This window comes from Agrobacterium vitis (assembly GCF_037039395.1).
In the GTDB taxonomy this organism is placed as follows: domain Bacteria; phylum Pseudomonadota; class Alphaproteobacteria; order Rhizobiales; family Rhizobiaceae; genus Allorhizobium; species Allorhizobium vitis_E.
The window spans coordinates 1,757,347-1,769,068 of sequence record NZ_CP146242.1 but is presented as its reverse complement, the minus strand read 5'-3'; the positions used below and the strand labels follow the sequence as shown (position 1 = coordinate 1,769,068).

The following is an 11,722-nucleotide window of genomic DNA, read 5'->3' as shown; positions in this document are numbered from 1 at the left end:
ATGACGCAGCGTATGGACAAGCGGTTCGCCGATCTGAAGGCTGAGGGCCGTCCGGCTCTCGTTACTTATTTCATGGGCGGTGATCCGGATTTCGAAACTTCGCTCGCTATCATGAAGGCCTTGCCGGGGGCCGGCGCTGATGTGATCGAGCTTGGCATGCCGTTTTCCGACCCGATGGCCGATGGTCCTGCCATTCAAATGGCCGGTCAGCGCGCCCTGAAGGCCGGGCAGACCCTGGTAAAAACCCTGGATATGGCGCGGGAATTCCGCAAGGGCGATCTGGCAACGCCGATCGTCATGATGGGGTATTACAATCCGATTTATGTCTATGGCGTCGAAAAATTCCTGGATGATGCGCTGGACGCGGGCATTGACGGTCTGATCGTTGTCGATCTTCCGCCGGAAATGGACGATGAATTGTGCCTGCCCGCCCGCAAGCGCGACATCAATTTCATCCGCCTGGCGACACCGACCACGGATGAGAAGCGCCTGCCGATGGTGCTGCAAAATACCTCCGGATTCGTCTATTATGTGTCGATGAACGGCATTACCGGCTCGGCTTTGCCCGATCCGTCCAAGGTTGCCGGTGCTGTCGGGCGCATCAAGGCCCATACCGATCTACCGATCTGCGTTGGCTTCGGCGTGAAGACGGCGGAACATGCAAGGCTGATTGGCGCCAGCGCCGATGGTGTCGTGGTTGGCACTGCCATCGTCAATCAGGTCGCACTGAGCCTGACCAAGGATGATAAGGCGTCGGCGGATACCGTGCAATCGGTGGTAACCCTAGTGCGTGGGCTGGCAAGCGGCGTCCAGACCGCCCGGCTTGCGGCTGCGCAATAGTCCTTCTAAAATGGGCTATTGCCTTGGAAGATGCGGAGCCCAAGCGGGCTCCACCTCTTCCTGATTGTCTGTTTTCAGCCTTTTCGGATGCCGGCCCGCCGATCCCGGAAGTGCTCGATCAAGGAGTATTCAAAGTGAACTGGATTACCAATTACGTTCGCCCCCGCATCAATTCCATGCTGGGCCGTCGCGATGTTCCGGACAATCTCTGGATCAAGTGCCCCGAAACCGGCGAAATGGTCTTTCATAAAGATCTGGAAGAAAACAAATGGGTTGTTCCCGCTTCCGGCTATCACATGAAAATGCCTGCCAAGGCACGGCTGGCCGATTTGTTCGATGGCGGTAAGTACGAAGCTTTTGCCCAGCCGAAAGTGGCGCAGGACCCGCTGAAGTTTCGCGATTCGAAGAAATACAGCGACCGCCTGAAGGATAGCCGCACCAAGACCGAGCAGGAAGACACGATTGTCGCCGGTCTCGGAACGGTCGAAGGCTTGAAGCTGGTGGCCGTCGTGCATGAATTCAACTTCATGGGCGGTTCGCTCGGCATTGCTGCCGGTGAAGCCATCGTCAAGGCATTCGAGCGGGCCATTGCGGAAAAATGCCCGCTGGTGATGTTCCCGGCCTCTGGCGGCGCCCGCATGCAGGAAGGCATCCTGTCGCTGATGCAATTGCCGCGCACCACGGTTGCCGTCGATATGCTGAAGGAAGCAGGCCTGCCTTACATCGTTGTGCTGACCAATCCGACCACGGGCGGCGTGACGGCTTCCTATGCCATGCTGGGCGATCTGCATATTGCTGAGCCGGGTGCTGAAATCTGCTTCGCCGGTAAGCGCGTGATCGAACAGACCATCCGCGAAAAGCTGCCGGAGGGATTCCAGACCTCGGAATATCTGCTGGAGCACGGCATGGTCGATATGGTGGTCAAGCGTCACGATATTCCAGCGACCCTGGCCCGCACCCTGAAAATCCTGACGAGACAACCGGCAACGGTCGTTGGTGCCAATGATGATAAGACCTTGTCGGTCATCGAGGCCTCGCGCGCCGTTTCCGCTTGATCGCCTTGGGTGATATACTGACGGCAATCGCCCGATGACATGCTTAAAGCCGGGAGCAGTTTACTGCTTCCGGCCCTCAAAACGACTTGCAAGCCTGGAACCGCACTATGATAGAGAATACGCTGAGCCAGGCTGAACAGGTCATCAACGAATTGATGCAACTGCATCCCAAGGGTTTTGACATGACCCTGGAGCGTATGCGGCGCTTGCTCGAAGTGCTCGGCAATCCGCAGGACAAGTTGCCGCCGGTCATCCATGTGGCTGGCACCAATGGCAAAGGCTCCGTCAGCGCCTTTTCCCGCGCGCTGCTGGAAGCAGGCGGCCTTGCCGTTCATGTCCATACATCCCCGCATCTGGTCAATTGGCACGAGCGCTACCGGATTGGCGTTAAAGGCGGCAAAGGGCAGATCGTTGACGATGGTTTGCTGGCCGATGCCTTGAGACGGGTGGCCGTCGCCAATGCGGGCCAGCATATCACCGTTTTCGAAATTTTGACGGCTGCCGCTTTCCTGCTGTTTTCTGAAATTCCCGCTGATGCGGTCATCATGGAAGTCGGCATGGGTGGACGGCTGGATTGCACCAATGTGGTGGATCGACCCGCTGTGTCCGTCATCATGCCGATCTCTTTTGATCATCAGGCCTATCTGGGCGACCGGGTTGAACTGATCGCAGCTGAGAAAGCCGGGATCATGAAAAGACGGCGACCGGTGGTGATCGGCCATCAGGAGTTTGCCGCTGCCCGCGAGGCGCTGGTGGATATTGCCGAGCGCTTGGGCTGCCCGCTCTCGGTGTTCGGTCAGGATTATCTGGCCTTTGAGGAACATGGACGGCTGGTCTATCAGGATGAAACCGGCCTGATGGATCTGCCCCTGCCAAAACTTCCGGGCCGCCACCAGTTCGCCAATGCCGCAGCAGCCATCCGCGCCGTACGCTCCGCTGGTTTCACCGTGACCGAAGCCATGGCTGAAATGGCCATGCATAACGTCGAATGGCCTGGCCGCCTGCAAAGGCTGACGGAGGGCGCATTGCTGGCCCATGCGCCGAAGGGCGCCGAAATCTGGGTGGATGGCGGCCATAATCCCGGTGCCGGTGAAGTGATTGCCGAGGCCATGGCTGGCTTTGAAGAACGCCAGTCCCGCCCACTCTACCTGATCACCGGTATGCTCAACACCAAGGACCCGCTCGGCTATTTCAAAGCCTTTGAAGGCTTGGCTATCCAGGCCTTCACCGTGCCAATCCGCGGCACCGACGCCGCCTTAGACCCAGTTGCGCTGGCCAGTTCCGCCTACGATGCCGGAATTCCCGCAGAGCCGGTCTCATCGGTCGCGGAAGCGCTGGAGGCGATCCGTAGCCGGGTTAATGCAGAAGAGATTGCCCCGCGAATCCTGATTGGCGGCTCGCTTTATGTTGTTGGAAATGTACTGGCGGATAACGGCACGCCGCCGAGGTAGCGCAGATTGGTAATTCGACCCAAGTGCTGCGGCTACCTTGGAATAGGGTGACGGTCAGCCATCGAATCATGGTGTTCCCGCCATTGCGGTATAGAGTGGTCGGGTGCTTCTCCATATTAGAGCGGTTCAGTTTTTCATGGAAACATAGTACGCGACCCAGCGGTTTTCGGCTTCGCCGCCCCCTCTTGCCTCTGCCGCCACCTTCTCCCCCAATTTACACTGAGAATGGGGAGAAGAGGGAAAGAACCGCAGCGTTTAGGGCCTCCTCTCCCCAGCGGGGAGAGGTCCGCCGAGCAAAGCGGAGGCGGGGTGAGGGGGGAGCCAAACACGCTGAGCTAAATTGTTGTGTCCTGTCTCATGAAAAACTGAAACACTCTATCCTATTGTTTTTACGCCTTTCCGGACGGAAACAGCTACGCACTTTTCCTGGAAATACTCTGGTATGCTATCCCCATGGAAACATCCCTTTATCTACCTGTGAAATCGTTTCTCGAAAAAGCAGGCTATACCGTCAAAGGCGAAATCGGCGGCTGTGACCTTGTTGGCCTGAGCGCCGACGATCCATCCGTCGTGGTGATCTGCGAACTGAAACTGAGTTTCAATCTGGAACTCATCCTCCAGGCCGTAGACCGGGCAGCGATATCCGACGAGGTCTGGATTGCCGCGAAAATCTCGGCCAAGGGCAGGGGGCGGGAGGCCGACAAGCGCTACCGCGACCTCTGCCGTCGTCTCGGCATCGGCATGCTCGGCGTCTCCGCCAACGGTGACGTCAGCATCATCGTCGGCTCCGTTTCGCCCATGCCACGCACCAATCCGAAACGACGCTCACGCCTGATGCGCGAACACCAGACCCGGCGCGGCGACACAGCGCTTGGCGGCAGCACGCGAATGCCTGTGATGACCGCCTACCGCCAGAACGCCCTTGCCTGTGCCGCAATTCTTGTCGCTGGGCCGACGCGGGTTGGTGATGTGCGCAAAGCGGTTCCGGACGCGGGAAAGATTCTGCTCTCTAATGTCTATGGCTGGTTTGAGCGGGTTGAGCGCGGCGTTTATGGGTTGACGGATGCAGGGCAAGACGCGCTGAAGCGGTGGCCGCAGGTGCGAGCGGTTGGAGCTGATGCCTAGATAACCCTGCCATTCGGACGTCGAAACGACGATGGCGCTCGCTTATAGACTGCCTGAAACGAGTCGTTGAATCTCCGGACGCTACCAAAACCGGATGCGAATGCGACCTCAGTTAGGGGCATGCCCGTCTCATCGATCAACCTCTTTGCCTTCTGCACACGCCTCGTTGCGGCTATCTCACTTGGGCTCGCACCGGCATGATGCCTGAACAGCCGCAGGAGATGGCGCGGGCCAACACCAAGCATGTCGGCAAGATCGGCAACCGACCCTTGATCCAGGAACCCTTGTTCGATCAGGCGCATCCCGCGCGCGACCGTGGTTGCTGTTCCCATCCATGCTGGCGAGCCGGGCGCTGCCTCTGGCCTACAACGAAGGCAAGGCCGAAAGCCCGCCCGCTCCGCTGCTGCTGCTGTCGCATAGAACGTGACGTTCTCGGAGCGAGCGGGCCGCACAGGGCAAACTGGGCGGCAATAAATCCGCGTCGAGCGAACACCTGAAAAGAACACGCCGTCAAAAGTCCTATCGCGGGCAAGCCGCGCACTATCGCACGTTTCGCGGTCCAGATGCGGTGGCAACGTCTGCAAGTCGGGAGAAACTATAACCATCAAAGGACTTTAGCGCGGCTATCCTTCCCAGAGTAGCTGGAATCGGACCTGATCGGGCGATGAAGTCCGATTCCAGCGAGCATCCTTCAGGACTCCGATCGATCTTGCCGATCAATTCGAGAGGGAATCGTCGTGAAATCAAAAACAACAGGCACTGAAATTGGAATTGCACCAGGTGGTCAAGGGCATATGCGCATTGCCGCAGAGGTCGGCTTGCTGCTGTTGCTGTCACTCATTTGGGGCAGCTCTTTCACCTTGATTAAAGTTGCCGCCGACACTGTGCCGCCTCTGACCATGACGGCGGCGCGTGTAACGATCGCGGCGCTTTTGCTGGTTCTTTTTGTGAAGATGCGCGGGCTTTCTCTCCCTCGAACGGGTGCGACATGGGCCGGATTTTTCGTTCAAGGTTTGCTTCAAAGCGCACTCCCCTTCACGCTCATCAGTTGGGGCGAACAGCATATCTCAAGCGGCCTTGCCGGGGTGCTGAATGCGACACCTCCCATGTTCGTGCTGCTGATCGCCATGACAACTGGATATGGAGGCCAACGCATCACCACCCGGCAAATCGTCGGCGTTGTGGTTGGCCTCGCTGGCGTCGTCATCACGATCGGTTTTCAGTCGTTTGGGTACACCGCTGCCCCTTTAGCCCAAGCGGCAGTCCTGGGGGCGAGTCTTTGTTACGCGGTGGCTCCGATGTGGGGGCAGCGTTTTGCCGGTCTCCCTGCAATCGTGACGGCGGCAGGTGCCATGAGCTGCGCGGCAATCATGATGCTGCCGGCGGCCATCGTCATCGAACATCCGTGGACCCTTACCCCGACGCCAGAGGCAATCGTCGCCGTGCTGGTGCTTGCCGTCCTTTGCACGGCTATCGCTATGGTCATATATTTTCGCCTGGTGCAGACCCTTGGCCCGCTTGGCACCACCAGCGGCAGCTATCTGCGCGCCGGATTCGCCGTCGCCCTCGGCATTCTCTTCCTCGGGGAAAGTTTTACATGGTCAATCCTCATCGGCATGACACTGATCGTCCTCGGGGTGATCGCTGTGACTGTTCCTTTACGCTTGCTCCGGGCAAGAGGCTGAAGCATGATGGAAGCTCTTGAAGCGATGACATATGCGCAAGAAGACTGGTGCGAGCAAGGATGGTGTTTCAGGCTTTATCTTACCTCGCCGACCTCGGAAGCTGCAATTGATGCTCTAGAGGTTCTAACGCTTATGAAATATCTCATAACATCGCGCGTCGTCTCGACCATTGATCCGGCCGAAGTCACAAGGCAAGGCTTTGCAATTGGATCAGCTCTCGCGGACGGATGCGTGCGTATTCAAATTTGCTGGTGGACATTGGGCGGCGAACTTCATCGGGAGGCCATTTTATGGGGGCCCAGCACGCGATGCTGGGAACAACTTCCGCCATGGGAAATCGGAAATACTAACGAGATCATCGTTATCACGCGAGAGGCTGCCGATTTTTTCCAAAGCCTTCGAAAATAAGCAAGGCAGGAGGGTGGAGCATCTAAGGTGAGGGCGCCAAGCCCCATTCACCCTGCGATTTGTTTTCTTACGACAGTCGCACAAAAAAGCCCGGCAAAACCGGGCTTCTTCGCATCCAATTACATCCAGCCACCACTCAAGCAGCGCCAGCGATCCAGCTGGACAGGGCCGTCTTCGGAGCGGCGCCGACCTTGATGTCGGCGACTTCGCCGCCCTTGAACATGGCGAGCGTTGGGATGGAGCGGACGCCGAATTTGGCGGCGAGTTCTGGGTTTTCGTCAATGTTGAGCTTGGCGATCTTGACCTTGCCGGCCATTTCCGTGGAGATTTCATCCAGGCTGGGGGCGATCATCTTGCAGGGTCCACACCATTCGGCCCAGAAGTCCACCACAACAGGCTCTACAGACTGTAGAACTTCTGCCTCGAAATTGTTTGCATCGACTTTTACCGTAGCCATTGGCTGCTCCTTGGAGAATTCCTGTTGTCACATATATGATGGTTATTGTGAGGATTTCAACTTAAAGCGCATTGCAATTGTCGGGTGTCAGCCAACACAAAACGCTATAGCGCCGCGCCGATTTTTGTTTCGTATGGCGATGCGGTCGAAATGCTTGAACTTACAGAGGAATTACACAGATGAGGCCCTCACGGGGCCTAGAGCAGGCCTTCGAGTTCTTTCAGCCGGTCATTGACCAGCCAGCCATAGTAATTTTCTTCCGGCAGGCCGCCGCGCCGTCCCAGCGCCCGCGCCCGCGCCTCGGAATTCCCGACATTGTAAAGCGTCGCTGTCAGGCCCGGATTGTTGGAAATATCCACATTGGCATAGGTTTTATAGTCATCGATGGATTTGCGGATGATCGCCGCGATATAGGCGAGTGAGGTATCCGGGTCCATGATCGCCTTATAGAGCCCTGCCGCATCCTTCTCGTCCAGTTTGGGATAGCCGGATGTCTGATGGACCATATCGGTCAGCATCAATGCCGTCAGCGGATTGATCTGGCCAAGGCCAAAGGTTTGCCCGGCATAGAAGGGCTGGAAAAACACCGCGCTGAAGCGATTGTTGGGAAAGCTCTTGTTGCCGACCCGCTTGCCCTGGAACTTGTCTTCCCAGACATTTTCCCGGCAAGTCCACAGCTTTGCCGAATCCTTCAACTCGGCGCAGGCGGCAAATTCCGGGCGGGCGACGAAATCATCGACATCCTCGCCATCATAGGCAAAGCGGAATGTGTGACCGGCATAGGAAGCGGCCTTAACATAGTAGCTTTGCAATGTGTCGTAGGCATCGACATTGTAGGTATGCTCACCGACCAGCGCGCCGACGATGTGGATCGGGTCGATATTATAGGCTGCCGCGGTTTTCTTGATCTTGCCGATCAATTGGCGGTCCTTGATCAACAGATCGCGAATCTTCTCGTATTTCAGATCGAAGGTGGTCTTGGTTTCCTTGGTGCGCTGCTTCGATGCACCGGGAATGGGCGGCTGTTCGGCATTGCGATTGCCCGCAGGCACCATCCGCACCTCGGCAGCCTGGATTTCCGGCACGAAGGCGGCGGAAAAAGCGGATGAAACCGAGAGAATAAAGACCAGAGCTAAGCGACGCACCATTTCCATCCCGTACATATGCAGATCGGAACGATGTTTCACCAACCCGATACCGCCTTGCCCTATTACGGCGAGCGGCCCTCCTTATAGAGGGAGGGCCGGTGCTGTCGACTGTCGACCGGTCACAAGGCCGAATTAGGGCGCTGATTTACCGATTTCACCCCATCGCGGTGCGAAAACATCACAGAATATAGCGCGAAAGATCCGCATCTGCGGCGATTTCGCCGACATGCTCGCGCACATAGGCCGAATCGATCATCACTTTCGCACCGCCGCGATCCGGCGCGTTGAAGGAAATGTCGTCGAGCACCCGCTCCATTACCGTCTGCAACCGTCGCGCACCGATATTTTCAATCGAGCTGTTGAGGTTGACGGCAACATCCGCCAGCGCGTCGATGGCGTCCTCGGTAAATTCGAGATCCAGTTTTTCCGTGGCCATCAGCGCGATGTATTGACGAATGAGGCTGGCCTCGGTTTCCGTCAGAATCCGGCGGAAATCCTCCTTGGTCAGCGCCTTTAGCTCAACGCGAATCGGCAACCGGCCCTGCAATTCCGGCAGGAGGTCGGATGGTTTGGAGACATGGAAGGCGCCCGATGCGATAAACAGGATGTGGTCGGTCTTCACCGGCCCGTATTTGGTGGCAACTGTGGTGCCTTCCACCAGGGGCAGAAGGTCGCGCTGCACACCTTCACGGGACACACCGGCGCCCATGGCGCCTTCGCGGTTGGCGATCTTGTCGATTTCGTCCAGGAAGACGATGCCGTCGTTTTCAACCGACTTCACCGCTTCACGCTGGATCAGCTCATTGTCGATCAGCTTGTCGGATTCGTCGCGGATCAGATCGGCATAGGAGGTCTTGACGGTGGTGCGGACCTTTTTGGTGCGGCCACCCATCGCTTTGCCAAACATGTCGGAGAGGTTGAGAATGCCGACATTGGCCCCCGGCATGCCGGGAATCTCAAAGCCCGGCATGCCGGAGCTTGTCTCTGCAACCTCGATATCGATTTCCTTGTCGTCCAGCTCTCCGGCCCGCAGCTTCTTGCGGAAACTATCACGGGTGGCAGGAGAGGCGGTGGCGCCGACCAGCGCATCCAGCACCCGTTCCTCGGCACCGGCATGGGCCTTCGCTTCCACCTCCAGCCGCTTCTTTTCCTTGATCAGGCCGATGCCGATTTCCACGAGATCACGGATGATCTGCTCCACGTCGCGGCCGACATAGCCGACCTCGGTGAATTTTGTGGCCTCGACCTTGATGAAGGGTGCGCCGGCCAGCTTGGCGAGGCGCCGGGAAATTTCGGTCTTGCCGACGCCGGTCGGGCCGATCATCAGGATATTTTTGGGCATGACTTCGTCGCGCAGGCTCTCATCGAGCTGCTGGCGGCGCCAGCGGTTGCGCAGCGCAATCGCCACGGCACGCTTTGCATCGTTCTGACCGATGATATAGCGGTCGAGTTCCGAGACGATTTCGCGGGGTGAAAAAGTTGTCATTGAGATTACACCTGGGAGGAGTGGAAAAGGAGGGCGGTCAGTTGGCACTTTCCAGCGTTTCGACCAGCACGTTTTCATTGGTATAGACGCAGATATCGGCGGCGATCTTCATGGCCTTGCGGGCCACTTCTTCCGCCGACTTTTCGGTGTCCATCAAGGCCAGAGCCGCAGCCAGCGCGTAATTGCCGCCCGAACCGATGGCAATCGTGCCGTGTTCGGGTTCCAGCACATCGCCATTGCCGGTAATGGCCAGCGTCACCGTCTTGTCGGCCACCAGCATCATCGCTTCCAGATTGCGCAGATATTTGTCGGTGCGCCAGTCCTTGGCAAGCTCGACGGCGGCGCGCATCAACTGGCCGGGATATTGCTCCAGCTTCTTTTCCAGCCGCTCCAGCAGGGTGAAGGCATCCGCCGTCGCGCCAGCGAAACCGGCGATCACTTCGCCCTTGCCAATGCGGCGCACCTTGCGGGCATTGCCCTTCATCACTGTCTGGCCAAGGCTGACCTGTCCGTCACCGGCCATCACCACCATGCCGCCCTTGCGCACCGTGATGATCGTGGTGCCATGCATGGTTCCATAGGGATTATGTTCGCTCATATCGATCCGTTCCAGTCCATCGCCGTCCAATCCGGCGCTTCGATTGACCTTTATGTAAGCGGCCAAAACGCAATTGCAAACGCCAAGGCCCGGCTGCCAGGCCAAGCCGCCGGATCGCCGAAAAACCCGGCTCATCCTGCTGGATATTTCAACCCCCGCCTGATAAGGAACGGCATATTTTCAAGGAGAAGGCCATGGCAGAGAGCCGCAGCGCCAGCATTTCGCGCAAGACCAACGAAACCTCGGTCTCGGTTTCCGTCAATATCGACGGCACCGGCACTTCGAAGATTTCGACGGGGGTCGGTTTCTTCGACCATATGCTGGACCAGCTCAGCCGCCATTCGCTGATCGATATGGATATCGACGTCACGGGCGATCTGCATATCGATGATCATCACACCGTCGAAGACACTGGCATTGCCATCGGCCAGGCGATTTCCAAGGCATTGGGCGACCGGCGCGGCATCGTGCGCTATGCGTCGATTGATCTGGCCATGGACGAGACGATGACCAAGGCGGCCATCGATGTTTCAGGCCGGCCTTTTCTGGTTTGGAACGTTGCCTTCTCGGCACCGAAGATCGGCACATTCGACACCGAACTTGTTCGGGAATTCTTTCAGGCGCTGGCGCAGAATGCCGGTATTACCCTGCATATTCTCAATCATTACGGCGCCAACAACCACCATATCGCCGAAACCTGCTTCAAGGCCGTCGCCCGCGCCCTGCGCAGCGCCACCGAAATCGACCCGCGCCAGGCGGGCCGCATTCCTTCCACCAAGGGAATGCTGTAAAAGATCAAGTTGAGGATCAGAGCCTCCATGCGTGTTGTGATTATTGACTACGGATCGGGAAACCTGCGCTCCGCCACCAAGGCGTTCGAGCGGGCCGTCCGAGAATCCGGCCTTGATGCCGAAATCGAACTGACCGACAAGGCAGACCGGGTGGCAACCGCCGACCGGATCGTGCTGCCCGGCGTCGGTGCCTATGCCGATTGCAAGCGGGGCCTCGACGCTGTGCCCGGCATGCATGAAGCGCTGGTCGAAGCGGTCGAGGTTAAGGCGCGTCCGTTTCTCGGCATCTGCGTTGGAATGCAGCTGATGTCGTCGCGCGGGTTGGAAAAGTCCGTCACCGAAGGCCTCGGCTGGATCAAGGGCGATGTGGTGGAAATGACGCCGTCCGATCCGGGCCTGAAGATCCCGCAGATCGGCTGGAACACACTGACGCTTTCCCGTCCTCATCCGCTGTTTGACGGGATTGCCACCGGCAATGACGGGTTGCATGCCTATTTCGTGCATTCTTACCACCTGGCGGCCAGCAATGCCGATGACGTCATTGCCACAACTGACTATGGCGGCCCGATGACCGCCTTTGTCGGTCGTGACAATATGGCAGGCGCGCAATTCCATCCGGAAAAGAGCCAGACGCTAGGCCTCCAGCTGATTTCTAATTTTCTCAATTGGGCGCCGTGA

The 11,722-nt window shown here is 58.0% G+C and carries 13 protein-coding genes; 8 read left to right on the top strand and 5 right to left on the bottom strand.

The features are described from left to right. From trpA to V6582_RS10910, 4 genes are all read left to right on the top strand, one after another. Positions 1–840: a tryptophan synthase subunit alpha gene (gene trpA, locus V6582_RS10925; RefSeq protein ID WP_156631439.1), complete on the top strand. Its 840-nt coding sequence runs from the start codon at positions 1–3 to the stop codon at positions 838–840. Between the two features lie 134 nt (positions 841–974). Then, complete coding sequence (gene accD / locus V6582_RS10920) at positions 975–1,895, top strand: acetyl-CoA carboxylase, carboxyltransferase subunit beta (RefSeq protein WP_060718922.1); 921 nt, start codon at positions 975–977, stop codon at positions 1,893–1,895. 107 nt (positions 1,896–2,002) lie between these two features. Beyond that, complete coding sequence (locus V6582_RS10915) at positions 2,003–3,346, top strand: bifunctional folylpolyglutamate synthase/dihydrofolate synthase (RefSeq protein WP_156631440.1); 1,344 nt, start codon at positions 2,003–2,005, stop codon at positions 3,344–3,346. Between the two features lie 453 nt (positions 3,347–3,799). Next, on the top strand, positions 3,800–4,471 hold the full coding sequence (locus V6582_RS10910) for a DUF2161 domain-containing phosphodiesterase (protein WP_156631441.1): 672 nt from the start codon (positions 3,800–3,802) through the stop codon (positions 4,469–4,471). Here the strand turns inward: V6582_RS10910 and V6582_RS10905 are convergent. Further along, positions 4,468–5,076, bottom strand: coding sequence for a bifunctional transcriptional activator/DNA repair enzyme AdaA (locus tag V6582_RS10905; RefSeq protein ID WP_156631442.1), 609 nt, complete (start codon positions 5,074–5,076; stop codon positions 4,468–4,470). The two genes, V6582_RS10910 and V6582_RS10905, sit on opposite strands and share 4 nt — an antisense overlap. Positions 5,077–5,208: 132 nt before the next feature. Between V6582_RS10905 and V6582_RS10900 the strand changes: the two genes are divergently transcribed. Both V6582_RS10900 and V6582_RS10895 read left to right on the top strand, forming a co-directional pair. Further along, positions 5,209–6,156, top strand: a complete 948-nt coding sequence (locus tag V6582_RS10900) for a DMT family transporter (protein ID WP_337739219.1) — start codon at positions 5,209–5,211, stop codon at positions 6,154–6,156. A gap of 3 nt (positions 6,157–6,159) precedes the next feature. Continuing rightward, on the top strand, positions 6,160–6,564 hold the full coding sequence (locus V6582_RS10895) for a hypothetical protein (RefSeq protein ID WP_070152471.1): 405 nt from the start codon (positions 6,160–6,162) through the stop codon (positions 6,562–6,564). A gap of 136 nt (positions 6,565–6,700) precedes the next feature. Here V6582_RS10895 and trxA read toward each other — a convergent pair whose 3' ends face one another. The 4 genes from trxA to hslV all read right to left on the bottom strand — a co-directional run bounded on the left by trxA (position 6,701) and on the right by hslV (position 10,253). Further along, the gene (trxA, locus tag V6582_RS10890) at positions 6,701–7,021 is read right to left on the bottom strand and encodes a thioredoxin (RefSeq protein ID WP_070152468.1); all 321 of its coding nucleotides are present in this window, start codon (positions 7,019–7,021) and stop codon (positions 6,701–6,703) included. A gap of 197 nt (positions 7,022–7,218) precedes the next feature. Beyond that, the gene (locus V6582_RS10885; RefSeq protein WP_156631484.1) at positions 7,219–8,175 is read right to left on the bottom strand and encodes a DUF1402 family protein; all 957 of its coding nucleotides are present in this window, start codon (positions 8,173–8,175) and stop codon (positions 7,219–7,221) included. Between the two features lie 172 nt (positions 8,176–8,347). Then, the gene (hslU, locus tag V6582_RS10880; protein ID WP_087729521.1) at positions 8,348–9,655 is read right to left on the bottom strand and encodes an ATP-dependent protease ATPase subunit HslU; all 1,308 of its coding nucleotides are present in this window, start codon (positions 9,653–9,655) and stop codon (positions 8,348–8,350) included. Positions 9,656–9,692: 37 nt separating this feature from the next. Next, positions 9,693–10,253 carry an ATP-dependent protease subunit HslV gene (gene hslV / locus V6582_RS10875; protein ID WP_012654525.1) on the bottom strand — a complete coding sequence of 187 codons (561 nt, stop codon included), beginning with the start codon at positions 10,251–10,253 and terminating at the stop codon, positions 9,693–9,695. A 194-nt stretch (positions 10,254–10,447) separates the two neighbouring features. Between hslV and hisB the strand changes: the two genes are divergently transcribed. Both hisB and hisH read left to right on the top strand, forming a co-directional pair. Further along, positions 10,448–11,044 (top strand): imidazoleglycerol-phosphate dehydratase HisB, encoded by a 597-nt coding sequence (gene hisB / locus V6582_RS10870; protein ID WP_070165191.1) that lies wholly within the window; start codon positions 10,448–10,450, stop codon positions 11,042–11,044. A gap of 27 nt (positions 11,045–11,071) precedes the next feature. Continuing rightward, positions 11,072–11,722 (top strand): imidazole glycerol phosphate synthase subunit HisH, encoded by a 651-nt coding sequence (hisH, locus tag V6582_RS10865; protein ID WP_156631443.1) that lies wholly within the window; start codon positions 11,072–11,074, stop codon positions 11,720–11,722.

What these genes read in the sequence shown, in the direction of transcription:
- trpA (WP_156631439.1), top strand. Translation starts at nt 1, where the DNA reads ATGACGCAGCGTATGGACAAGCGGTTCGCCGATCTGAAGGCTGAGGGC.
- V6582_RS10915 (WP_156631440.1), top strand. Translation starts at nt 2,003, where the DNA reads ATGATAGAGAATACGCTGAGCCAGGCTGAACAGGTCATCAACGAATTG.
- V6582_RS10910 (WP_156631441.1), top strand. Translation starts at nt 3,800, where the DNA reads ATGGAAACATCCCTTTATCTACCTGTGAAATCGTTTCTCGAAAAAGCA.
- V6582_RS10905 (WP_156631442.1), bottom strand. Translation starts at nt 5,076, where the DNA reads ATGGTTATAGTTTCTCCCGACTTGCAGACGTTGCCACCGCATCTGGAC.
- V6582_RS10895 (WP_070152471.1), top strand. Translation starts at nt 6,160, where the DNA reads ATGATGGAAGCTCTTGAAGCGATGACATATGCGCAAGAAGACTGGTGC.
- trxA (WP_070152468.1), bottom strand. Translation starts at nt 7,021, where the DNA reads ATGGCTACGGTAAAAGTCGATGCAAACAATTTCGAGGCAGAAGTTCTA.
- V6582_RS10885 (WP_156631484.1), bottom strand. Translation starts at nt 8,175, where the DNA reads ATGGAAATGGTGCGTCGCTTAGCTCTGGTCTTTATTCTCTCGGTTTCA.
- hslU (WP_087729521.1), bottom strand. Translation starts at nt 9,655, where the DNA reads ATGACAACTTTTTCACCCCGCGAAATCGTCTCGGAACTCGACCGCTAT.
- hslV (WP_012654525.1), bottom strand. Translation starts at nt 10,253, where the DNA reads ATGAGCGAACATAATCCCTATGGAACCATGCATGGCACCACGATCATC.
- hisB (WP_070165191.1), top strand. Translation starts at nt 10,448, where the DNA reads ATGGCAGAGAGCCGCAGCGCCAGCATTTCGCGCAAGACCAACGAAACC.
- hisH (WP_156631443.1), top strand. Translation starts at nt 11,072, where the DNA reads ATGCGTGTTGTGATTATTGACTACGGATCGGGAAACCTGCGCTCCGCC.